The organism is Nocardiopsis valliformis DSM 45023 (assembly GCF_000340985.1).
Taxonomy (GTDB): Bacteria; Actinomycetota; Actinomycetes; order Streptosporangiales; family Streptosporangiaceae; genus Nocardiopsis; species Nocardiopsis exhalans.
The window spans coordinates 421,466-441,577 of record NZ_ANAZ01000003.1; the positions used below are offsets into that span (position 1 = coordinate 421,466).

15 protein-coding genes are annotated in these 20,112 nt (G+C 70.1%); 10 read left to right on the plus strand and 5 right to left on the minus strand.

Annotation, left to right across the window (positions count from 1 at the left end; all coding sequences use genetic code 11):
- Positions 1–160 precede the first annotated feature (160 nt).
- Complete coding sequence (locus D457_RS0104595; protein WP_017579470.1) at positions 161–1,543, plus strand: MFS transporter; 1,383 nt, start codon at positions 161–163, stop codon at positions 1,541–1,543.
- A gap of 127 nt (positions 1,544–1,670) precedes the next feature.
- Here D457_RS0104595 and D457_RS0104600 read toward each other — a convergent pair whose 3' ends face one another.
- A complete protein-coding gene (locus D457_RS0104600) occupies positions 1,671–2,339 on the minus strand; it encodes an esterase/lipase family protein (RefSeq protein WP_017579471.1) in 669 nt (222 codons plus the stop codon).
- A gap of 119 nt (positions 2,340–2,458) precedes the next feature.
- On the opposite strand from D457_RS0104600, the gene D457_RS0104605 reads away from it, so the two are divergent.
- The 4 genes from D457_RS0104605 (at position 2,459) to D457_RS0104620 (ending at position 9,154) form a co-directional block, all read left to right on the plus strand.
- Complete coding sequence (locus D457_RS0104605) at positions 2,459–5,209, plus strand: AAA family ATPase (protein ID WP_017579472.1); 2,751 nt, start codon at positions 2,459–2,461, stop codon at positions 5,207–5,209.
- A gap of 335 nt (positions 5,210–5,544) precedes the next feature.
- Complete coding sequence (locus tag D457_RS0104610; RefSeq protein WP_039830989.1) at positions 5,545–6,306, plus strand: ABC transporter ATP-binding protein; 762 nt, start codon at positions 5,545–5,547, stop codon at positions 6,304–6,306.
- A complete protein-coding gene (locus D457_RS0104615; protein ID WP_239646011.1) occupies positions 6,294–8,309 on the plus strand; it encodes a hypothetical protein in 2,016 nt (671 codons plus the stop codon). The genes D457_RS0104610 and D457_RS0104615 overlap by 13 nt, the downstream gene beginning before the upstream one ends.
- 170 nt (positions 8,310–8,479) lie before the next feature.
- On the plus strand, positions 8,480–9,154 hold the full coding sequence (locus D457_RS0104620; RefSeq protein ID WP_152514142.1) for a hypothetical protein: 675 nt from the start codon (positions 8,480–8,482) through the stop codon (positions 9,152–9,154).
- 15 nt (positions 9,155–9,169) lie between these two features.
- On the opposite strand, the gene D457_RS0104625 is transcribed toward D457_RS0104620, so the two are convergent.
- Positions 9,170–9,667, minus strand: coding sequence for a phosphoribosyltransferase (locus tag D457_RS0104625; protein WP_017579476.1), 498 nt, complete (start codon positions 9,665–9,667; stop codon positions 9,170–9,172).
- 338 nt (positions 9,668–10,005) lie between these two features.
- On the opposite strand from D457_RS0104625, the gene pdhA reads away from it, so the two are divergent.
- From pdhA to D457_RS0104640, 3 genes are read left to right on the plus strand one after another with little or no spacing between them, the layout of a single operon-like run.
- Entirely contained in the window at positions 10,006–11,091 is a 1,086-nt protein-coding gene (pdhA, locus tag D457_RS0104630; RefSeq protein WP_017579477.1) for a pyruvate dehydrogenase (acetyl-transferring) E1 component subunit alpha, read from the plus strand.
- A gap of 2 nt (positions 11,092–11,093) precedes the next feature.
- A complete protein-coding gene (locus D457_RS0104635) occupies positions 11,094–12,080 on the plus strand; it encodes an alpha-ketoacid dehydrogenase subunit beta (protein ID WP_017579478.1) in 987 nt (328 codons plus the stop codon).
- On the plus strand, positions 12,077–13,492 hold the full coding sequence (locus D457_RS0104640; RefSeq protein WP_017579479.1) for a dihydrolipoamide acetyltransferase family protein: 1,416 nt from the start codon (positions 12,077–12,079) through the stop codon (positions 13,490–13,492). The genes D457_RS0104635 and D457_RS0104640 overlap by 4 nt, the downstream gene beginning before the upstream one ends.
- A gap of 56 nt (positions 13,493–13,548) precedes the next feature.
- Here D457_RS0104640 and D457_RS0104645 read toward each other — a convergent pair whose 3' ends face one another.
- A complete protein-coding gene (locus tag D457_RS0104645) occupies positions 13,549–14,025 on the minus strand; it encodes an SRPBCC family protein (protein WP_017579480.1) in 477 nt (158 codons plus the stop codon).
- Positions 14,026–14,229: 204 nt separating this feature from the next.
- Positions 14,230–16,272, minus strand: coding sequence for a phenylacetic acid degradation bifunctional protein PaaZ (gene paaZ / locus D457_RS0104650; protein ID WP_017579481.1), 2,043 nt, complete (start codon positions 16,270–16,272; stop codon positions 14,230–14,232).
- A 159-nt stretch (positions 16,273–16,431) separates the two neighbouring features.
- Here paaZ and D457_RS0104655 point away from each other — a divergent pair, with 159 nt between their 5' ends.
- Complete coding sequence (locus D457_RS0104655; RefSeq protein ID WP_017579482.1) at positions 16,432–16,845, plus strand: hypothetical protein; 414 nt, start codon at positions 16,432–16,434, stop codon at positions 16,843–16,845.
- Between the two features lie 650 nt (positions 16,846–17,495).
- Here the strand turns inward: D457_RS0104655 and D457_RS0104665 are convergent.
- Positions 17,496–18,413, minus strand: coding sequence for an AraC-like ligand-binding domain-containing protein (locus tag D457_RS0104665; RefSeq protein WP_026116330.1), 918 nt, complete (start codon positions 18,411–18,413; stop codon positions 17,496–17,498).
- 171 nt (positions 18,414–18,584) lie between these two features.
- Here D457_RS0104665 and D457_RS0104670 point away from each other — a divergent pair, with 171 nt between their 5' ends.
- A complete protein-coding gene (locus D457_RS0104670; protein WP_017579485.1) occupies positions 18,585–20,042 on the plus strand; it encodes an aldehyde dehydrogenase family protein in 1,458 nt (485 codons plus the stop codon).
- Positions 20,043–20,112: the final 70 nt, after the last annotated feature.

A 20,112-nucleotide genomic window follows, 5' to 3' on the forward strand; every position in this document is an offset into this window, starting at 1 on the left:
GAACCCGGTGTGGAAAGTGGACTGCGTCACATGGCATTGTGTGCTGGGGCTCAGGGTCTGTCCCGGTATCCACCGTTCTGCCTTCGGGGGCGGGTGCCGGTCGACCTGTGCCCGAACGAGCACTCGGCCCCCCCAGCCGGTAGAGAACTACGGAGCAGCAATGGCGACTTCCGACGCCACGGTCCCAGGACCCGGTGGAACCCTCGACCCCAAGGAGAAGCGCAAGGTCCTCGCGGGGACCATGGTCGGTACCACCATCGAGTGGTACGACTTCTTCATCTACGCCCAGGCCGCGGGTCTGGTGCTGGCACCCCTCTTCCTGGCACCGCTGGCGGACTCCAACCCCGGTGTGGCGCAGGTTCTCTCCTTCGCGACCATCGGTATCTCCTTCCTCTTCCGTCCGCTGGGTGCGATCGTGGCCGGGCACCTCGGGGACCGGTTCGGGCGTAAGAGGATCCTGGTCTTCACCCTCGTCCTGATGGGTGTCGCGACCTGTGTGATCGGCCTGTTGCCGACCTACGCCCAGATCGGCTTGGCTGCACCGATCCTGCTGATCCTGATGCGCATCATCCAGGGCTTCTCGGCCGGCGGTGAGTGGGGCGGAGCCGCCCTGATGTCGGTGGAGCACGCGCCGGTGAGCAAGCGCGGCTACTTCGGCGCCTACCCGCAGATCGGTGTTCCCTGCGGCATGATCCTGGCGACCTTCGTGGTCTGGGCCATCACCACGGCCATCGGCACCGAGGCCTTCCTGGAGTGGGGATGGCGCATCCCGTTCCTGCTCTCCTTCGTGTTGATCATCGTCGGCCACCTCATCCGCAAGACGGTCGAGGAGTCCCCGGTCTTCAAGCACATGCAGCAGCGCCGGGCTAAGTCCTCGGCCCCGCTGGGTCTGCTGTTCCGTAAGAACGCCAGGGAGGTCGTGCTCTCCGCGCTGATCTTCGTCGCCAACAACGCCGCCGGTTACCTGGTGATCGCCTTCCTGGCCACCTACGCCTCGCGCCCGGTGGAGGAGTTCGGCCTCGGCATGGACCGCGGCCCGGTCCTGCTGGCCACTACCCTGGCCTCCTTCGGCTGGCTGATCTCCACGCTGTACGGCGGTTGGATCAGTGACCGGATCGGCCGGGTGCGCACGTTCCAGATCGGCTACGTCTTGCTCGCCGCCTGGGCGATCCCGATGTGGTTCATGGTCGACACCGCGAACATCTACATGTACTTCCTGGGGGTCTTCGTCTTCACGCTGACCTTCGGCCTGAGTTACGGTCCCCAGTCGGCCCTGTACGCGGAGATGTTCCCGGCCGAGGTCCGCTACTCGGGTGTGTCCATCGGCTACGCCCTCGGCGCGATCCTCGGCGGCGCCTTCGCTGCGATGATCGCCGAGCTGTTGCTCACCAGGTACGACGCCTCGTGGACCATCGGCGTGTACGTGGTCGTGCTCTCCTTGGTCTCCTTCATCGCGGTCTCCCTGGTGAAGAAGGACATCCAGGGCATCGACCTGCACGCCGAGGGCATCGAGGGCCCCGAGCCGGTCACCAGCAACAAGTAGGTCCGCTCGACTGAGCTGAACCGAACCGGACAGGGCGACAGATCGTCGAAACGATCTGTCGCCCTGTCTCTGTGTCGAGCTGTAGATCTGTCGACAGGTCGGCCGGAGATCCTCAGCTGGAAGCGGGTCAGCTGAGGACGCCGCGGACGTGGTTGATGACCCCGCGGTTCCACATCATCGAGATGTGTTCGACGCAGCCGACCTGAATGTTGTTGGCGCCGGGCAGGGACGTGCTGCTCGTGGGCGAGATGATCAGGTCGCAGGACGAGCGCATGGTCGTGTAGGTGACCGGTCCGGGCGTGGGGTCGTCGCCGTTGAGGTCGTTGAGGAAGGAGGACCCGTGCCGCATCTCCTTGCAGGGGGTCATCAGGGACGGGCAGAAGCTGGCGATGTTGGTCCCGTTGTTGGGGCCGCCGATGGAGATCCACTGGTCGACGGTCTCCGTGCCACCGAGGTTCTTGATGTAGTAGCGCGAGGACAGGCCGCCCATGGAGTGGGTCACTAGGTGCACCCGGTCGGCGCCGTGCTGGCCCCGCACGTTGTCGACGCGGTCGGCGAGCTGCCTGGCGATGGTGGTGTTGGAGCGGGCCCAGTCGTAGGAGAAGACGTGCAGCCGGTCCTCGGGGTAGCCGGATTGGACCAGGGCGGTGCGCATGTCGTTCCACTGGCCGCCCTTGCCCATGAAGCCGTGCACGAAGATGACCGGGGCGCGGGAGTCGGCGGAGGCGGGGGCAGCGTGCAAGACGGTGGTGAGGGCGAGGACGAGTCCGCACAGGAGTGAGGTCAGGCGTCTCATGTGAACTCCGGGGGATGGAGGAAGCGGGGATCTCGATTGTGTGTGCCGGGTCACACCGGGCGCATCGGCTGAATTGCCGGTCTCTTTACTCGCCCTTAACTGGCGAGTAACTTAAAGGGGTGATCAGCGTGAACCCGCTCACACGCACAGCGCCCCCGCTCGGGCGCGACCACGAACTCCGAACCGTCCGCCACCTGCTCGAAGCCGCCCGCTCCGGACACAGCGGCGGCCTGCTCGTGACGGGCGCCCCCGGCGCGGGCCGGACCGCCCTGTTGGAACACGCCGGGGACGAGGCCCGCGACTTCACCGTGTTGCGCGCCCGCGCCGCCCCCGGCGAAGGACGCCTCCCCCTGGCCGGGTTGCACCAGCTCCTGCGGCCCGCACTCCCCTATCTGCCGCGCCTGCCGAGCACCCAGCGCGAGACCCTCACCCGAGCCCTGGACACGGGAACCCCCGGCGAGGCCTTCCCGCTGGCCAATGCGGCTCTGGGGCTGTTCGCCGAGGTCGCGGCCGAAAGCCCGCTGCTGATCTGCGTGGATGACTTCCACCTGCTGGACCCGCCCTCCCAGAAGGCCGTGGCCTTCGCTGCCCGAAGGCTCACCCACGACGGGGCCGTCGTCCTGCTCAGCGCCCGGGAGGGTGACCCGGACCGGCTCACCGGGATCCCCGTGCTCCGGCTGCGTCCGCTGCCCGAGAAGGCGGTCCTGAGCCTGCTCATCGAGGCGGCCGGGGCGGAGGAACTGGCCGAACCCGTGGCGGCGGAGCTGGCCACCGCCGCCGAGGGCAACCCCCGCGCCGCCCTCGAATTGCTGGAGGGCACCGGACCCGAACAGCGCTCCGGCGCCCTCGCCCTGGACCGGCCGCCGCGCTCCCGGGGCGAGCTCACCGACAGCTTCGCCGCGGCCCTGGCCCGGCTGCCCGAGGCCACCCGGCTCAGCCTGGTGAAGATCGCCGCGGAGCCGCACGGCCCCCTGCTGGACGAGGCCGAACACGACCTCCTCGAACCCGCTCGGCGGGCCGGGCTGATCGTCGAGGAGCGGGACCGGGTGGTCTTCACCCACCCGCTGGCCCGTTCGGCCGGTTACCACCGGGCCGCCCCCGCCGAACGCCGCTCCGCGCACTCGGCCCTGGCCCACGCCCACGAGGCGGACCACGACACCGGGCGCGCCGCCTGGCACCGGGCTCTGGCCGGGAGCACCCCTGACGAACGGGTCGCCGCCGCCCTCCAAGAGGAGGCGCACCGCACCGTCGAGCGCGACGGGCACTCCCCCGCCTCCCTGCTCCACGAACACGCCGCTCGGCTGACCCCGGACCCCGTACTCCGCGGCCTGCGCCTGACCGACGCCGCCCGCTCCGCCTGGCTGTCCGGAGACCCGAACCGGGCCCGGCGCGTCCTGGAACACGTGCGCTCGGACCACGCCGACCTGCTCCGGGCCGAGATCGACCTGCGGTCGAGCGTGGCCATCGACGCCTCCGAGCGCCTGGGCTCCACCGCGGACCGCCTGGCCCGCAGCGACCCCGGGGCAGCGCTGCGGGTCCTGCTCCAGGCCGGTGAGGCCAGCTGCCTGTCCGGCGACCACGAACGCTTCTTCGCCACCGCCGAACGCGCCCGAACCCTCATGGCCGGAGCCCTCGCCGCTGGAGACACGAACGGGGACGGAACCGGGGTCGACCACCCCTGGAACCGGTTGGTCCTGGACTACATGACCGGCAAGGCCGCCATGTTCCAGGGCCGCCACCGCGAGGGCGCCGTGCTGCTGGGCCGGGCCGAGGACACCGCTGACCTGCTCGGCGACCCCCAGGCGCTCGTGCTCGGCGGGATCGCGGGGCTGCTGCGCGGCGACCACGTGCGCACCCGGGCCCTGGCCGGACGTGCGGCGGCCGTGGCCCGCCGGACCGGGGCGCTCACCCTGCTCCCCCAGGCCCTGGAGTTCCTGACCTACGCGGAGATGTGGTTCGGCCGCCTCTCCCTGGCCGAGGAGAGCGCCTCCGAAGGGCTGCGCACGGCGCTGGAGTCCGGGCAGGACAACTGCGCGAGCCACCACCGGGGAGCGCTCGCCTTCGTTGCCGCCATCCGCGGCGAGGAGGATACCTGCCGCGAGCACGCAGGAACGGCCTCGGCCATGGCCGGGGAGCACGACGTGGGTCTGCCCGCCGGGCTGGCCGCCTGGGCGCTGGCCCTGCTCGACCTCGGTGCCGGGCGCGGTGCGGAGGCCGCGATGCGCCTGCGCGCCCTGGCCCGCTCCGGTCCGGGCAGCGGTCACGCGGCGGTGCGGTTGCTGATCACCCCGCACCTGGTGGAAGCCTCGGTGCGCGGCGGGGTGACGGTACGGGTCCAGGGCGCGGTGGAGACCTTCGCCAGCTGGGCGGAGGCCACCGGCCAGGACACCGCCCGGGCCCAGGTGATGCGCTGCCGCGGGCTGCTCCACGAGGGCGAGGCGGCGAACGCGTACTTCGAGAGCGCCCTCGATCTGCACGCCTCCGGGTACTGCGACTTCGAGGAGGCCCGCACCCGGCTGCTCTACGGCGGGCACCTGCGCCGCTCCCGGCACCCGGGTCTGGCCCGCGAGCACCTGTACACCGCCGTGGACGTCTTCGACCGGCTGGGCGCCGTGCCGTGGGCCCGCCAGGCCCGTGAGGAGCTCCGGGCGGCGCGCGGCAGCACGGCGGTACGCGAGGACAGCGGGGTGGAGCTGCTCAGCCCGCAACAGCTGCGCATCGCGCGGCACGTGGCGGGCGGGGCCACCAACCGGGAGGTCGCGGCCCGTCTCTTCCTGAGTACCCGCACGGTCGACCACCACCTGCGCAACATCTACAGCAAGCTGGGTATCCGCTCCCGAGTCGAGCTCTCCCGCCTCGTCGGCCAGTAGTCCTGCCGTCCCAGTCTCCGTGTCGGCCAGTGGACCTGTCGACCAGCCGACACGTGGACTTGTCGACAGGTCCACGTGTCGGCTGGTCGACAGGGCGATACGGCGACAGGTGTTTCACGTGAAACACCGCCCTTCCTGGCCAGAGTCGAGCGGTCGTCGGAGGCCGGTTCCGGTCACCCTGCAGGGCGCGGTCGGGGCCGTTCCCCAGGTGGCGGCGGTGTCCTCCGAACGGGGGACACGGATCCGCTTTCGCCGCCCGCTCGGAGGACGCCGGGCGAGATGACGCCTCAGTAATGTCGGTCGTGAACCAGGCAGACACGATCCGTGAGGTGTCCATGACCCCCCAGCCTCCAGCCTTCGAGCTCTACGACCTCTGTAAGAGATTCGGTACGAAACAGGCGGTCGACCACGTCAGCCTGACCGTCCCCAGCGGCTCCTTCTACGGCCTCGTCGGACCCAACGGGGCGGGTAAGACCACCTCGCTGACCATGGCCGTGGGGCTGCTGCGACCGGACAGCGGAGGGGCGAGGGTCTTCGGTGCGGACGTGTGGTCCGACCCGCTGCGGGCGAAGTCGATGATCGGGGTCCTGCCGGACGGCATGGCGATGCCCGAACGCCTCACCGGACGTGAACTGCTCACCTACCTGGCCCAGCTGCGCGGCCTGGGCCCCGAGCAGGTCGGGGAGCGGGTCGACGACCTGCTGACCGGGCTCGGCCTGGACGAGGCCGAGAACACCCTGATCATCGAGTACTCGGCGGGCATGCGGAAGAAGATCGGGCTGGCCGGGGCCCTGGTCCACGCTCCTCGGCTGCTGGTCCTGGACGAGCCCTTCGAGGCGGTCGACCCCATCTCGGCCACGGTCATCAAGGGAATCCTGCGCTCCTTCACCGAGGGCGGCGGGTCGGTGATCATCTCCAGCCACGTGATGGCGCTCGTGGAGCAGGTCTGCGACCACGTCGGTGTCATCGCCCGGGGCCGGGTGCTCGCCTCGGGCACCACGGCGGAGGTTCGGGGAGAGCACGCGGGGCTGGAAGAGGCATTCGTGGACCTCGTCGGCGCCCCCGAACCGGTGAAGGGGTTCGCATGGTTGGCGTGATGATCCGGATGAAGCTGTCGATCCTGCGCAACGGGTCCAGCACCCGCAGGCTCGTCGGCGGGGCGGTCGGCCTGGCCCTGGCGGTCCTCACCGTGCTGGTCTCGGTGTTCGCCCCGATGGGCGCGGTGGTCAGTCTGCTCGCGACGGTCCTCGGCGTGTGGCTCGTCTGCTGGGTTGCCGGCCCCTCGGGCGGCAGCGGCGGTGACGAGTCGCTGCGGCCGGAGTACTTCGCCCTGGAACCCGTGCCGCTGCGGACGGTCATGGTCGGCCTGCTCGCCTCGTCCTTCGTGGGGGTCACGGTCCCCGTCACGGCGGTGGCGTCCCTGTCCCTGTTCACCCTGGCGATCCGCTTCGGCCCGCTCGCGGCGTTGGTGGCGGTGGTCGCGGTCCCGCTCACGGTGATCGTGATCGTCCTCTGCTCCCGTGTGTTCACCGCGATGGTGGGCGCCGCGATGCGGACCCGGATCGGGGTCGAGATCAGCGCGATCCAGAGCGCGGCGGTCCTGGCCGCGGGCTTCTCGATCTTCATGATCTACCAGGCGGTGTCCCAGTACACGGACGTGTTCGCGCTGCTGTGGAACGAGGGTGTGGCCGCCCCCTATTCGACCGTCGCGCTCGCGCTGCCCTCCGGCTGGGGCGTGTTCGCTGTCCGGGCGGCCGGGGAGGGTTCCCCGCTGCTCGCCCTCGGCGCGCTGCTCGGTCTGCTGGTGCTCGCGCTGCTCCTGCTCACCGTGTGGGGTGTGTTCGTCCGCCGCCGGGTGAGCAGTCCGACCACAGCTCCGGCCCGGGGCGGCCGCGGTGTCACCCACCTGCTCCAGCGCTTCCTGCCCTCCGGGCCGATGGGTGCGGTGATCACCCGCGAACTCCGGACCTGGGGCAAGGACCCCAGGCGCGCCCTGGAGCTGCGCGTGGCCCTGTGGACGGGCGTGCTGGTCTGCGCGATGGGCCTGCTGGTCGGGATGACCTTCATGATCCCGCTGGCCGGGCTGATCATGGTCGCGATGGCCGCACTGATGTCCCTGAACGTGTACGCCCTGGACGGCAGCGCGCTGTGGCAGACCCTGCTGTCACCGGGCGCCGAGCGCCGGGACGTGCGCGGCCGTCAGATCACCTGGCTGCTGGTGTTCGTGCCGGTCTCCGTGCTGGTGTCGGTGGGCGGCATCCTGTTCACCGGGCAGGACTGGGCCTGGCCCTGGGTGGCCGCGGTGCTGCCCGTGCTGATCGGCGCGGGTGCGGGCCTGAGTGTGCTGTTCGCGGTCATGTGGCCCGCGCCCGGCCCGGAACCGCACCGGCACGGCGGTAGCCCGTTGGCCTCTGGGGACCCCTCGGGCCAGTTCACGGTGCTCTTCCCGCTGCTGCTGGTCTGCTCCGCCCCGCCCGCCGCTCTGACCGCTCTTGGGGTATTCACCGGGAACCAGAACCTGGTCTGGGCCGCGATTGCCTTCGGTGTCGCCGAAGGGCTGCTGCTGGGCTGGGGGCTGGGCCGGATGGCCTACCGTCGGCTGGAGAAGCGGGGCCCGGAACTGCTCAACACCCTGCGCTGGGGCTGGGACGCCACGGCCGGGAAGAGCGTGGAGCAGGTCGCCGAGGAGCGCTCCGGGAGCGACTCCGACGCTGGCTCGGCGGGTTCGGAGGATGAAGAGGAATGGGCGCTGTTCAACCGCCTCGAACGCAATCTCGACACCCTGTCGGGCCGGGCCGGCACCGTACTGACGGTGCTGGGCCTGACCTTCTGGCTGCCGCTCTACCAGGGCGCGGCCTCGCTGATCGGGGTTCTCGCGGGCACGGAGTCCCCCTCCTGGCACCTGCCGTTGCACCTGCCCGCGCCCTTCCAGCTCCCGGCCGCCCTCGGCATGCTCCTGCTGGGCGCGGTGATGGTCGGCGCCATGCTGCGGATGCTGTTCAGGCCGCTCCCTGAGGGGGTTGCCGGGCCCGGGAACGGCGACGGTCCCGAGCCCGCGGACCCGGCGCCGGGTGGGCGCGGGGCCGACACCGCTACCTGAGACGTCAGGGGCCGACCGCGGGGATCAGGTGGTGTCGCGTACCCGGTCCCCGCGGTGCGCCGCCGGGGGCTCCACCGGCCAGGGGGGCGTTGGCCCAGCGGCCGGAAGCGGCCAACGAATGAGTACCCCTACCCATGTCCTGGGAGGCCGGGAACACGGACGATGGAGGCATGCACGAGACACCCAGACCCCGAGTGTCCGCTTACGCCTCCGTACTCGTCGTCCTCGCCCTGGCGACGACCGCCTGCCTGCCGGCCTTCGGCCCCGGCCCCGAACCCGCCTCCGAGGTCACCACGGACACCGAGGTGTCGGAGGAAGCGCAGAACCCTGAACCGTCCCCGGAGTCGGAGGCCGCTGGTGCGTTCACGGCCGAACCGCCCGAGGACCAGTCCCATATGGGGAGCGCGACGTGGGCGTTCCCGTTCCTGCTGGACTGGGAGTCCGAGACCCACGGCAACGGTGGACTCACCATCCTCAGCCACGACGCCAGCAGCTGCCAGGTCAGCCTCTACCAGAACCAGTCACTGGGGGTCCAAGGCGATCCGCAGAGCACTCTGGACGCCTTCGCCTCCTCTGCGGAGGACAATGGTGCGACCGGTCTCGCGGTGACCCCCCAGCCCGTGGTCGAACTCCGGGACTTCGGCGGCACCACCGCCCAGTTCCAGACGGAACTGCTGGAGTACACCGGCCAGGACGGCCACGACTACACCATGCGGGTGTCGGCCCAGTGGTTCGAGCATATGGAGCTGATCGTGTCCTCCTCCTGCCAGTCCGCGGACTTCACCGCCAGGTCGGAGGAGATCGATGAAGTGATGGACGGTGTGGAGGTGCAGCGCTTCATCTAGGGCCCGGACCCCGGATCAGGAGTCGCGTACCTGGTCCTCGCGGTGCACTACCGGGGGCTCCACCGACCAAGGGAAGTTGATCCAGCGGTCGGTGTGCTTCCACACGTACTCGCACTTGACCAGTGACTGCGGCTTCTCGTAGATGACCGCGCTGCGCACCTCGGCGGTGTGCTCGGCGCAGAAGTCGTGCACCAGTTTGAGCGTCTTGCCGGTGTCGGCGACGTCGTCGGCGACCAGGACCTTTTTCTTGCTCAGGTCAACCACGTTAGGCACCGGCGGCAGCATGACGGGCATGTCCAGCGTGGTGCCCACACCTGTATAGAACTCCACATTCATCACGTGGAGATTCTTGACGTCGAGGGCGTACCCGAGGCCGCCGGCGACGAAGAGGCCGCCCCGGGCGATGGACAGGATGATGTCCGGCTCGTAGCCGTCGTCCGCGATCGCCCGAGCCATGTCACGCATCGCGGTGCCGAAGAGCTCGTAGGTCAGGTTCTCGCGTTCGTCGCTCACGGTCTGGTTCCCCCTGAAGTACCTGCTGAAGTGGTGTGCGCCCGGCGCCTCGCAGGTCAGGCCGCTCGCGGCACCGCTACATGCTAGGACGCCGGGGCACCCGGTCGGCGGCACGGGGATGCCGGCGGGGTGCGCGAGCGGTGAGGGTCACTCGCCTCTGAGTCCTGGGCCACATGTCCACCGGGAGCGGTGTCTTGGGTCACATATTTGGACAAAATGCTCAAAATCTCCGGAACTCTCGCGACATTTTCTTGATTCCTCCTGGTTTGTGGCGAACAGATGGTCGGAAACAGCACCATGTCTCTGTACAGATCTTCCGTGAACCAGGAGGTTGCAGCATGGCTGAACACCAGGGCCTACTCCCCTCCGAGCAGCCGCTCCAGCTGCTCGACGAGGCAGGGCTCCCGGTCGACAACGCCGACCTGCGGATGCCCGACTCCCAGCGCCTCCTCGAGGCCTACACCTCCCTGGTGATCGGCCGTCGGGTCAACGACCAGGCCAGCGCCCTCGTCCGCCAGGGCCGCCTCGCCGTCTACCCCTCCTCCCACGGCCAGGAGGCTTGCCAGACCGGCGCCGCGCTCGCGCTGGCCGACGGCGACTGGCTCTTCCCGACCTACCGCGATACCGCCGCCGTCATTGCGCGCGGCGTCGACCCCGTCGAGGTCCTCACCCTGCTCAAGGGCGACTGGCACGCGGGCTACGACCCCTACGCCCACAACGTCGCCTCCCAGGCCACCCCGCTGGCCACCCAGCTCCTGCACGCCGTCGGCGTCGCTCACGCCGCCCGCCTGCGCGGTGAGGACACCGTGGTCATGGCGCTGTGCGGCGACGGCGCCACCAGCGAGGGCGACTTCCACGAGGCCCTGAACTTCGCCGCCGTGTTCAAGGCGCCGGTCGTGTTCTTCGTGCAAAACAACGAGTACGCGATCTCCGTGCCCCTGGCCAAGCAGAGCGCGGCCCCCTCCCTCGCCCACAAGGGCGTCGGCTACGGCGTCAACGGCGAGCGCGTGGACGGCAACGACGCCGCCGCCGTCCTCGCCGTCCTGGAGCGCGCTGTCGAGGCCGCCCGCTCCGGCGAGGGCCCGCAGCTGGTCGAGGGACACACCTACCGGATGCAGGCGCACACCAACGCCGACGACGCCTCCCGCTACCGCAGCGAGGACGAGGTCGACCCGTGGGTGGCCCGGGACCCCCTGCTGCGCATGGAGACCTACCTCAAGAAGAAGCGCGTGCTCACCAAGGCCCGGCAGGCCGAGATCACCGAGCAGGCGGAGAAGGTCGCCGCCCACATGCGCGAGGGCGTCAACAAGGACATCGAGCCGAACGGCGCCGAGCTGTTCGCGCACGTGTTCGCCGAACCCACCCCGCAGCTGACCGAGCAGGCCGCCTTCCTGGCCGACGAACTGAGCAGAGAGGGCAACTGAACATGGCGACCGAGAAGCTCTCCATGGCGCAGGCGCTCAACCGGGCGCTGCGCGACTCCCTCGCCGAGGACCCCTCCGTCTACGTGTTCGGCGAGGACGTCGGCCCCCTCGGCGGTGTCTTCCGCATCACCGACGGCCTGACCGCCGAGTTCGGTGAGGACCGCTGCTTCGACACCCCGCTGGCCGAGTCCGGCATTGTCGGCATGGCCGTGGGCATGGCGATGAACGGCATGCGCCCGGTGGTCGAGATGCAGTTCGACGCCTTCGCCTACCCGGCCTTCGAGCAGATCGCCAGCCACGTCGCCAAGACCCGCAACCGCACCCGCGGCAAGGTCGGCCTGCCGATGGTCATCCGCGTCCCCTTCGCGGGCGGCATCGGCGGCGTGGAGCACCACTGCGACTCCTCCGAGGCCTACTACGCACACACCCCGGGCCTGAAGGTCGTCACCCCGGCCACCCCCGAAGACGCCTACTACCTGCTGCGCGAGGCCATCGCCTCCCCCGACCCCGTGGTTTTCATGGAGCCCAAGAAGCTCTACTGGGCCAAGGAGGAGGTCGACTTCGACCGCCCCGCCCCCGGGATCGGCAGGGCCGTGATCCGCCGTGAGGGCACCGACGCCACCCTCATCGCCTACGGGCCGTCCGTGCCCACCGCGCTGGAGGCCGCCGAGGCCGCCGCCCAGGAGGGCCGCAGCCTCCAGGTCGTGGACGTGCGCTCGGTCGTGCCCTTCGACGACGAGACCGTCTGCGCCGCCGTGCGCTCGACCGGGCGCGCCGTGGTGGTCGCCGAGGCCAGCGGCTACGCCAGCGTCGCCTCGGAGATCGTCGCCCGTGTGACCGAACGCTGCTTCCACTCGCTGGCCGCCCCGGTCCGCCGGGTGACCGGTTTCGACATCCCCTTCCCCCCGCCCAAGTTGGAGCGCTTCCAGCTGCCGAGCGTGGACCGCATCCTCGACGCCGTCGACGACCTGCAGTGGGAGGACCAGTGACGACCCGGATCTTCGACCTCCCCGACCTGGGAGAGGGCCTCACCGAGGCCGAGGTGGTCAAGTGGCTGGTCGCCGTCGGCGACACCGTCACCCTGGACCAGCCGATCGTCGAGGTGGAGACCGCCAAGTCCATCGTCGAGGTCCCCTCGCCCTTCGCCGGGACGGTCGGCGTCCTGCACGGCGAGGAGGGCGAGGTCCTGGCGGTCGGAAAGCCGCTGATCACCGTGGACACCGCCGAGGCCGCGCCGCAGGCGCAGGCCCCGGAAGAGGCTTCGGTGGCCTCGGCGGCCGAGACCGACGCCGCGGGTGAGCGCTACCGCGAGGAGGAGCGCGCGGGTTCGGGTTCGGGCAACGTCCTGATCGGCTACGGCACCCCCGAGTCCACGGGCTCCGGTCGCCGCCGCCGTCCGCGCAACCGCCCCCCGGCGCGCGGCGCCCAGCCGCCCGCCCCAGCGGCACCCGTTCCGACCACCCCGGTGCGCCGGGTCCCGCTGGTCACCTCGCCGCTGGTCCGCCAGCTCGCCCGCGAGGCCGGACTGCGTGTGGCCGACATCGAGGGCAGCGGCCCGGGTGGCCTGATCACCCGCCGCGACGTACGCTCCGCGATCGAGGCGGCCGGTGCCAACACCGCTCCGGCCCCGTCCGCCCCGATCGCGGCCCCCGCTCCGGCCGCTCCGGCAGCCGAGCCCGCTCCCGTCGAGCCGGGCGCGGTCGACACCCGCACCGGTCTCACCGAGTCCCAGCGGGTCCCGATGGGCACCTTCCGCAAGGCCGTGTCCGCCTCGCTCACGCGCAGCCGCACCGAGATCCCCGAGGCCACCGTGTGGGTGGACGTGGACGCCACCGAACTGGTGCGCCTGCGCCAGTCCGACCCCGAGGGGCCGGGCCTGCTCGCCTACGTGGCGCGGTTCGTGCTCGCCGGTCTGCGCGCCTACCCGGAGCTCAACGGACTAGTGGACACCGAGCGCGGGGAGCTCGTCCAGTACGACGGCGTCAACCTCGGCCTGGCCGTCCAGACCGACCGCGGCCTCGTCGCCCCGGCGGTCATGGGCGCGCACAAGCTCACCACCGCCGAGCTGGACACCGAGATCAAGGGGCTCACCCGCCTGGCCCGCGAGGGCAAGGCCACCCCGGCCCAGCTCACCGGCGGCACGTTCACGCTGAACAACTTCGGTTCGCTCCGCGTGGACGGCAGCGCCGCCATCATCAACCACCCGCAGGTCGCGATCCTCGGCATCGGCCGGATCATCGACCGCCCCTGGGTGGTAGACGGCGAGCTGACGGTCCGCAAGATCACCCAGCTGTCGTTCGCCTTCGACCACCGCGTCTGCGACGGCGGCGCGGCAGCAGGCTTCATGCGCGTCGTCGCCGACGCCATGGAGAACCCGGCCAGGGCCATCGCTCACCTGTGAGCCGGGTTCGGGGATAACGAGCGCCCCGGAGGAGTCGGCACCTCCGGGGCGCTTCCTCACGTCCGGCCGTCTGCCAGGGCCGTGTGCATCCGTTCGAGCCTCGGGCCGAAGGCGCCACGGATGCCGACGGCGGCAGCGAGGTCGCCCGCCGGGCCCAAGCCCGTGCTGATTTCCACCAGGTCCGTGTGCCGGGTACCGGAACCGTGCGGCTCGACGGTGTGGGTGTGCCGCCAGTAGCGGAACGGGCCGCGCACCTGGAGGTCGCTGAACGACCGCCCCTCCTCGTAGGCGTCGATGACGGCGGTCCAGCGGACCGGGAAGACCCCGGCCGCGCCCCAGCGCAGGTCCAGGACCTCGCCTTGGCCGAAGCGTTCCGGCCAGTGCAGGACCTCCACCCCGGGCGGCATGGCGTCCAGGAAGCCCGCCTCGCTCTGGATCAGTGCGAAAACCCGTTCCGGCGGCGCGGCGAAGTCCTCGGTGACCCGCAGTTTCGTGGTGCGTCGCGGTCGGATCCTGGGGTCGCGTTCTCGCATGGGAGTCCCTTGTGTCGGAGAGCAGGCACGGTGTCGGGTTCCCAGCATGCCAGCGGTTCCGGCGGCCGTCCCGGACCGGACACGGCGGTGCCCCCGGTCCGGAGACCGGGGGCACCGTTTGTCCCTTTTGTCGACTCACCGACCTGTCGCTCAGCCGCCGAGTCGACAAGGTGACAGGTCGATCAGATTCCTTGTCTGCTCCGCCTACCCCTGCTGCTCCGTGCCCTTGGCCACCAGGGTGAGCACGTCGTAGGTCGCCACGGCCTCGCCATCCTGGTCGGTGACCACCGCGTCCCAGCGCACCTCGCCGTACTCGGCGTTGGTGCGCGGGGTGATCTGCTTGGCGGTCAGCGTCACCTTGATCACCGCGTCCTCCTTCACCGGGGTGAGGAAGCGCAGGTGGTCCACTCCGAAGTTGGCCAGCACCGGTCCCGGGGCCGGGTCCACGAACAGGCCCGCGGCCAGCGACACCACCAGGTAGCCGTGCGCCACGATCCCGCCGAACAGCGGGTTGGCGGCGGCGGCCTCCGCGTCGGTGTGCGCGTAGAACGTGTCACCGGTGAACTCGGCGAAGTGGTCGATATCCGCGCGGGTCACCGCGCGCTCGGCCGACTCGATGGTGTCGCCGATCCGCAGCTGGCTCAGGTCCTTGCGGAACGGGTGCACGTCCTCCACGTTCCGGCGCGAACCCGTGGTCCAGTGGCCGGTGATCGCGGTGAGCATGTCCGGGGAGCCCTGCACCGCGGTGCGCTGCATGTGGTGCTTGACGCCGCGCACACCGCCCATCTCCTCGCCGCCGCCCGCGCGGCCGGGACCGCCGTGCACCAGGACGGGCAGCGGGGAACCGTGGCCGGTCGACTCCTTGGCGTCGTCCCGGTTGAGCACCAGGATGCGACCGTGCCAGGGGGCGACGCCCAGGACGACCTCGCGCGCGACGTCCTCGTCGTTGGTGACCAGCGAACCCACCAGGCTGCCCTGGCCGCGCGCGGCCAGCTCGACCGCTTCGGCGACGGTGTCGTAGGTGATGACGGTGCTGACCGGGCCGAAGGCCTCGATGTCGTGTGGTTCCTTCGCGCCGGGCTCGGCACGCAGCAGGATCGGCGACATGAACGCTCCGGTCTCCGCGTCCGCGCCGAGTACCTCGAGCTGCTCCGGGTCGCCGAACACCAGTGCACTGGAGGTGCGCAGGGCCTTGACCGCCTTGCGTACCTCCTCGCGCTGGTCCAGGGAGACCAGCGCGCCCATCCGGGCGTCCGGGTTGTCGGCGGCGCCGACAACCACCTTCGACAGGCGGTCTGTGAGGGCTTCGGTGACGGCCTTGGCCATCGACGAGGGCACGAGGACCCGGCGGATGGCGGTGCACTTCTGACCAGCCTTGACGGTCATCTCCGCCACGACCTGCTTGATGTACAGGTCGAACTCGGGGTCCTCCGCCTTCACGTCCGGGCCGAGGATCGAGCAGTTCAGCGAGTCGGCCTCGACGTTCAGCTGGACCCCGCCGCTGACCACGTTCGGGTGGTTGCGCAGCAGCGCGCCCGTGGCCGCCGATCCGGTGAAGCCCACGATGTCCTGCGGGCCAAGGTTGTCGAGCAGCCCTCGGTGGCTGCCCACCAGCAGCTGGATCGACCCTTCGGGCATGAGGCCGGACTCGACCATCCGCTTCACGACGGCGACCGTCAGGTACGAGGTCTGCCCGGCGGGCTTGACGATGCTCGGTAGACCCGCGAGGAAGGCGGGAGCGAGCTTCTCCAGCATGCCCCAGACGGGGAAGTTGAAGGCGTTGATCTGTACCGCGACGCCCGGCCGCGACGTGTAGACGTGCTGTGCGACGAAGGTGCCGCCCTTGCTCAGCGGTTCGAGCGGACCGTCCAGGATGACCGTCGAGTTGGGCAGCTCGCGCCGACCCTTGCTGGAGAAACTGAAGAGCGTGCCGAAGCCGCCGTCCACATCGACCATGGTGTCGCGCTTGGTGGCACCGGTCCGGTACGAGAGAGCGTAGAACTCGTCCTTGTACCCCATGAGGTGCTTGGCGACCTCCTTGAGGATGTTCGCCCGCTGGTGGAACGTCAGCTTGCGCAGCTCCGGCCCGCCGACTTCACGCGCGTACTCGACCATCGCCGCGACGTCGGGCCCGTTCTTCGAGATCCGCGCGACGGTCTCGCCGGTGTTGGCGTCAGCCAGCGGCGCACCCTCGTCCGCGGGGGCGAACCACGATCCCTGCGCGTAGCTCTCCAGTACTTCGGACACGTGACGGTCCTCTCCTCGTTCGGGTCTCTGCGAACAGTATTACAGACCGATCGGTCAGTAAATAGTCCCGTGCGTGGTCCTGTACCTGCACGACCAGTGCCTTCCCCGGGAACCGCAGGTCGCCCAGGGCCTCCCTCCAGGCTGACTTACCGTGGAACCATGGCCAACTACGCGCGGATGTACCGCCTTGGTTTCACCCCCTGGGAGCGCTATGGCCCCGCCGCGGGGGCCCAGCTCCGCTCCTGGCTCGAACGCGAGTCGACCGAACGCGAAAGCCCCGGCCGCGCCCTGGACATCGGCTGTTTCCAAGGCCTGGACCAGGCACAACAGTCCGCCCTGGCCCGAGGAGCCACGGCCCTCGCCAACCCGGGCGCCACCCTCCTGATGCTCGCCTTCGGGGACTCCCTCTTCCGCCGCATGGTCGAGGGGGTTTCGCAGACGGAGGTCGAAGCGGCTTTTCAAGCATCAGAGTGGGAACTCCGCGGCGTCGAAGCCGCCTCCACCGAAGGCCTCGGCTTCCCCATGAACCGCACCAACCCCCAGTGGTACAGGTTCCGCCGCATCTCCAGTTGACTCAGAGCATCTCTCATCCCTCCTGCCCGCCCCAGAGGAGGCTGGAGGAGCCCAGATGAACTGGAGGAAGTGGAGGAGAACGCACCCCGCGCTAACAGCCGGACACCGCCATGGACGCAGATCTAACTGCCGGGCTTCCTGTGTTGTGTGTGCTTCCCCGGGTTCAACCCCACACAGCACCGGGGGCAGACCACCCCGGGCATGAGGACTGGCGCACCGGTCCACCGGGGTGACGGGGCGTTCCTCGGGGTGGTATCCGTGAGGTTCCGGGGCATCTGGAAACGCAATTCCTCGCAACGAAATTCTTGGTAACCGAAACCCCCCGCAACCGCCCCCTTTTGTTGAGGAGAGCTCCGTGTCCCCTGTTCAGATCGTTCGTACGGTGGGCATTGCGTTGATCGCTGGGGGCATAGCCCTCGGGTTGATTCCCCATGGGCGGTGCGGATCGGGGTGGGGAGCTCCGTTCCATGCTGAGGGCGGTTCTTTCGGGTGGTTCGCCTACGAGGGAACACCCGGCACGATGATCGCCGCGTGTGAGACGGTGATGGCGCCGGTGGGGTCATGGGCGATTGCGTTGATCGTGGTCGGGGCAACGCTATTGCTGGGTGCGTGGTTCCACACCGCCAACCGGCCGAAGCAGTAGGTGCCCCTCAGGCCCGGGAGCGGGCCCGGATCTCTCTGGCGGTCTCGCCGAACTCGGCTCTGAGCATCCTGCCCAGGTGGCCCGCATCGAGGACGCCCCAGCGGGCGGCGACGGCCGAGGTGCTGCGGTCGGTGAGCAGGGGGTCACCGAGATCGCGGCGGATACGGGACAGTCTTTCGGTGCGGATCCAGCGGGCGAGAGTGAACCCCCTGGCCTGGCACAGCTTGTGCAGGTAGCGCGGGGAGATGTGGTGGGCTGAGGCGACGGACTCCACGGACAGGCCCGGGTCCGACAGGTTGGCCAGACAGAACGCCTGGATGCGTTCCCAGGGGTCCGCCTCCGCTTCGGGGAGGGCGTCGATGAAGGCCGCGCAGACCAGGGACACCAGTGCGGTGGCCAGATGGTGCTGCGCGCCGGCCACGGAATCGGAGCCCTGTCCGGTAGCGACCCCCTGGAGCATCGTGGTGAGCAGCGCTCCGGTGCCGCGTTCGGCGGGAACGGGGATGGCGACGCGTTGGCGAAGCTGGTCCGCGTGTGCCCCGAAAAGGTAGGCCGGGATCCCCACGACCATGGTGTCGTAGGACTCCCAGAACGGGAGCTCGTAAGGCCGTCCGGACTCGTAGATGACCAGGTCGCCGGGGCTGAGCAGGCACTGCCGCCCGCCCTGGTCCACCCCCGCCCTACCGGAGACGTGCCAGGCCACCTTGATCAGGTCCGGGTCGGTGGAACTCATCACCGAGCGCTCCCGTTTCACCGTCACCGGGTCGGCCTGGATCCGGGTGAGCACCAGTTCGTCCACCCGCATGCTGCCGAACTCGCCGCGGAAGGAACGTCCGTCCTCCGCGCGGATGCGCAGGGGTGCGAAGGCCTGGGACGCCGCGGCCTCGAAGCCCTCGATCCGGTCCATGGAGTGCACAACGGTCACGTTCGTCCCCTTCCTCCAGGTCCCGGAGCCGACATGGACCTGGCCAAATGTTAGCCGCGCCACTCCAAACCGAACAGGGTGTGCGCGAAACGGCGACTGTTCGTGCGGACGATGGAGACTCCTCCGGCGGGTGCGTGACTACGGTCACTCCCAAACGACGAAGGGGAACCCATGCCAGACCACGTCCACAAGGACCTGCGCACCGACATGTTCATCGACGGCGAGTGGACCAGCGGCACCGGCACCGGGACCATCCCCACGTACGACCCGGGCACGGGAACAGTCATCACCGAGATCCCCGAGGCCAGCGAAGCTGATGTGAACGCCGCGGTGGACGCCGCCGCGAAGGCTTTCGAGTCCGCCGAGTGGGCGGGCATGCTTCCCGCAGCCCGCGCCAAGCTCTTGCTCAACCTGGCCGACCTGCTGGAGGCGGAGGCCGACGCCTTCGCCCGTCTGGAGACCACCGACCAGGGCCAGCCGCTCGGTGTCAGCGCCGGGTTCGCCGTCCCCAACGCCGTCGAGCACCTGCGCTACTACGCGGGCTGGGTCACCAAGATCACCGGGGTCACCGCCCCGCTCTCCGTCCCCGACGTGGACTACCGGACCCGCCGCGAACCGCTCGGGGTGTGCGCGCTCATCACGCCGTGGAACTTCCCGCTGATGATCCTCATGTGGAAGCTAGCCCCCGCCCTGGCCACCGGCAACACCGTGGTCATCAAGCCCGCCGAGCAGACCCCGCTCACCACGCTCCGCCTCACCGAACTCGTCCGCCGTGCGGGCATCCCCGACGGGGTCGTCAACGTGGTCACCGGCGGTCCCGAGGTCGGCAAGGCCCTGGTCGCGCACCCCAAGGTCGCCAAGGTGTCCTTCACCGGATCCACCGAGGTCGGCCGCGAGATCGCCGCGCGGGCCGGGCACGACCTCAAGCACGTCTCCCTCGAACTCGGCGGAAAGGCACCGTCGATCATCACCGCCGACGCCGACATCGACGCCGCCGTCCAGGGCAACCTCATGGGCGGTCTGCTCAACTCCGGTCAGGTCTGCGCCGCCTACACCCGCTTCTTCGTGGACGCCGCCCGCCACGACGAGTTCGCGGAGAAGCTCGCCGCCGGGGCCGCTTCGATGCGCCTGGGCCACGGCCTGTCCGAGAACACCGACCTCGGCCCGGTGGTCTCCGCCGAACAGCGTGACCAGGCCGAAAGCTACGTCGCCATCGGCCGAGACGTCGATGGCGCCCACCTGCACGACCGCGCCCCCGCTGAGGGTGAGGGTTACTTCGTCCGTCCCGCCGTTTTCTCCGGGGTCACCGACGACATGCGCATCGCCCGCGAGGAGATCTTCGGCCCGGTGCTGTCCGTGCTCCCTTACGACGACCCCGACGAACTCGTCGCCCGGGCCAACGACACCGACTACGGCCTGGCCGCCGTCGTGTGGTCGCGCGACATCGGCGTGGCCAACCGCCTGGCCGCCCGGGTCCGCGCGGGCACGGTGTGGATCAACATGCCTCCGTTCCTGGACGCCGCCGCCTCCTGGGGCGGGATGAAGGCCTCCGGTCTGGGCCGCGAGATGGGCTGGTCCGCCATCGAGGCGTTCACCCAGGTCAAGAGTGTCTGGACCAATCTGGCCTGAGTCGCCCTCTCGACAGGTGCCCTTACCGACGTGTCGACTTGTCGGGAAGCCGACTCACCGACTTGGAGAT

Excerpts from the sequence above, each read along its gene's own strand:
- D457_RS0104670 (WP_017579485.1), top strand. The coding sequence starts at position 18,585 with ATGCCAGACCACGTCCACAAGGACCTGCGCACCGACATGTTCATCGAC.
- D457_RS0104600 (WP_017579471.1), bottom strand. The coding sequence starts at position 2,339 with ATGAGACGCCTGACCTCACTCCTGTGCGGACTCGTCCTCGCCCTCACC.
- D457_RS0104595 (WP_017579470.1), top strand. The coding sequence starts at position 161 with ATGGCGACTTCCGACGCCACGGTCCCAGGACCCGGTGGAACCCTCGAC.
- D457_RS0104610 (WP_039830989.1), top strand. The coding sequence starts at position 5,545 with ATGACCCCCCAGCCTCCAGCCTTCGAGCTCTACGACCTCTGTAAGAGA.
- D457_RS0104645 (WP_017579480.1), bottom strand. The coding sequence starts at position 14,025 with ATGCGAGAACGCGACCCCAGGATCCGACCGCGACGCACCACGAAACTG.
- D457_RS0104655 (WP_017579482.1), top strand. The coding sequence starts at position 16,432 with ATGGCCAACTACGCGCGGATGTACCGCCTTGGTTTCACCCCCTGGGAG.
- D457_RS0104635 (WP_017579478.1), top strand. The coding sequence starts at position 11,094 with ATGGCGACCGAGAAGCTCTCCATGGCGCAGGCGCTCAACCGGGCGCTG.
- pdhA (WP_017579477.1), top strand. The coding sequence starts at position 10,006 with ATGGCTGAACACCAGGGCCTACTCCCCTCCGAGCAGCCGCTCCAGCTG.
- D457_RS0104620 (WP_152514142.1), top strand. The coding sequence starts at position 8,480 with ATGCACGAGACACCCAGACCCCGAGTGTCCGCTTACGCCTCCGTACTC.
- D457_RS0104615 (WP_239646011.1), top strand. The coding sequence starts at position 6,294 with ATGGTTGGCGTGATGATCCGGATGAAGCTGTCGATCCTGCGCAACGGG.